General features: G+C 73.9%; 3 protein-coding genes. All 3 read left to right on the top strand.

The features are described from left to right. Window positions 1–285: 285 nt before the first annotated feature. Window positions 286–702 (top strand): hypothetical protein, encoded by a 417-nt coding sequence (locus DZG00_RS14725; protein WP_119455783.1) that lies wholly within the window; start codon window positions 286–288, stop codon window positions 700–702. After that, entirely contained in the window at window positions 699–1,583 is an 885-nt protein-coding gene (locus DZG00_RS14730; protein WP_086515285.1) for an NAD-dependent epimerase/dehydratase family protein, read from the top strand. Before DZG00_RS14725 ends, DZG00_RS14730 begins: the two co-directional genes overlap by 4 nt. An 85-nt stretch (window positions 1,584–1,668) precedes the next feature. Next, a complete protein-coding gene (locus DZG00_RS14735) occupies window positions 1,669–2,160 on the top strand; it encodes a DUF6226 family protein (RefSeq protein ID WP_119383132.1) in 492 nt (163 codons plus the stop codon). The last annotated feature ends 76 nt before the right edge of the window (window positions 2,161–2,236 follow it).

The following is a 2,236-nucleotide window of genomic DNA, read 5'->3' on the forward strand; positions in this document are numbered from 1 at the left end:
CACGGCGGCCAGTCGGACGCGCGGCGCGGTCGCGTTCCGCGGGCGCCGGACGGCGGGGCGGGAGGTGCGTGCGGTGCGGGAGATGGCGGGCCTCGTCGAGGTCGGTGGAGCGCGGACCTTTCGACGGTAACCGAAATATGGGCGGACAACACCATCCACTTTCGTTTCCGTGCCTGAGGAAATCCGCGGGGCGACGGCGGATCGAGCGTCCCGGCGCACCTCCGCGCCCCGGACGCGCGCCACACCGCGTGACAGACTCGATCGACACGAGGAGCGCGACGCCGCATGAGCCACGACACCACCCCCGTCACGACGGGAGCCGACGCCGCCGTCGCGCCCCGCGACCCCGAGCTGCAGAGCACGACCTGGACGCTGGTGCTCGCCCTGAGCGCCGAGCAGGTGTCGGGCGACGGCACGAGGTCCGCCCGCCTCGCCGAGGCGCAGGCCGCGTTCGAGCGCCTGCTGCCCGCCGACCACGTCGTCGTCCGCTGGACCCGCGAGGTCGGCCGCATGATGACCGAGGAGGCCCGCCTCTGGACCCGGTGGGAGCTGTTCACGCCCACCGTCGCGACGCCGCTGAAGCTGTGGTCGGAGGGCTACGTCGACGAGACGTGGTTCGCCGAGCGGCTCGAGGACGACCCGTTCACGCCCGTCGTGATGAAGGCACCGGCCGACGCTCCCCAGGACGGGGCCGCGTCGTGAAGGTCCTCGTCACCGGATCCCGCGGCAAGGTCGGCCGCGCCGCCGTCGAGGCGCTCGTCGCCGCCGGGCACGACGTCACGGGCGTCGACCTCGTCCGTCCCGTCTTCGACGCCGGCGTCGTGGTCCCCGGCCGCTACGTGATGGCCGACCTCACCGACCAGGGCGACGCTTTCGCGGTCGTCGCCGGGATGGACGCGGTCGTCCACGTCGCCGCGATCCCGCAGCCCACCGGCAACCCCGCGCACGTCGTGCTGCAGACGAACCTCATGTCGACGTTCCACCTCATCGAGGCCGCCGTGCGCTTCGGGGTGCCGCGCTTCGTGAACATCTCGAGCGAGAGCATCGTCGGCAACTTCTTCCCGGAGCGGCCGTTCCTGCCGGACTACGCGCCCGTGGACGAGGAGCACCCGCTCCACCCGCAGGATCCGTACGCCCTCTCGAAGGCGTTCGGCGAGCAGCTGATGGACGCGGCCGTGCGCCGCTCCGACATCCGCGTGATCTCGCTCCGCCCGAGCACCGTGCACAACGACGACAACTACGCGTCGAACCTCGGCAAGCAGGTGCGCGACGCGAGCGTGCTCACCGCGAACCTCTGGAGCTACATCGACGCGGACGACCTGGCCGACGCGATCGTGCTCTCCGTCGCCTCCGACCTGCCCGGCCACGAGGTGTTCTACATCGCGGCCGCCGACAACGCGGGCGGCCACGACTTCGCGGCGGAGCTGAAGCGGCACTACGGCGACGCCATCGAGCTGCGCGCGATCGAGCGCGTGGACTCCTCGGGCATCTCGACCGCGAAGGCGCGCCGCCTCCTCGGCTGGGAGCCGAAGCGCAGCTGGCGCGACCACCTCGACGCGGACGGGAACGCGCTGCCCCGCTAGGCGGATCCGTCCGTCGAGGGACGTCCGCCGCCGTCGGCCGTTCGGGGGCATGCGCCTCCGGGCGGGCGGCAGCTAGCCTCCGGGGATGCCCGCCTACGTCCGCCCCGCGATCGACGCCCCGCCCGCGATCGCGGACGACGGCATCCCCTACGGATCGCGCTGGGACGACACCGGCACCCCGGCCGAGGACGCCTACACGCGCACGTCGCACCTCGAGCGCTTCGCGCCGCTGCACGCCGTGGCCGACGCCCTCGTGGCGCACCTCGCGGCGACGCACGAGGTGACGACCGTGGAGGGTGCGGATCCGTCCCTCGCGGACCCGCATCCCGACGCCGTCCGCTCCGTCCGGCTCGCGCCGCGGGACGGGAACGGCCGGACGCTCACGCTGGAGTACACGGCGTTCCCGGGCGTGCTGCTGCACGCGGGCCGGAGGACGTCCGAGGCGTTCCCGCAGTGCGGCTGCGATGCGTGCGACGACCGGTGGGAGGACCTCGCCGACTCCCTCGAGGAGGCGGTGCTCCTGGCCGCGGGCCAGCTGCCGCCGCCGCCCGAGCCGTTCGGCGACCTCGTCCGCTGATCCGCCGCGCGCCGGCGAGCGCTCCGCGGGCGGTCGCCGCGCCCGGGCATCGGTACGCTCGCCACGTGACCAGCGC

Source organism: Clavibacter lycopersici, from assembly GCF_003576405.1.
GTDB classification, from domain to species: Bacteria; Actinomycetota; Actinomycetes; order Actinomycetales; family Microbacteriaceae; genus Clavibacter; species Clavibacter lycopersici.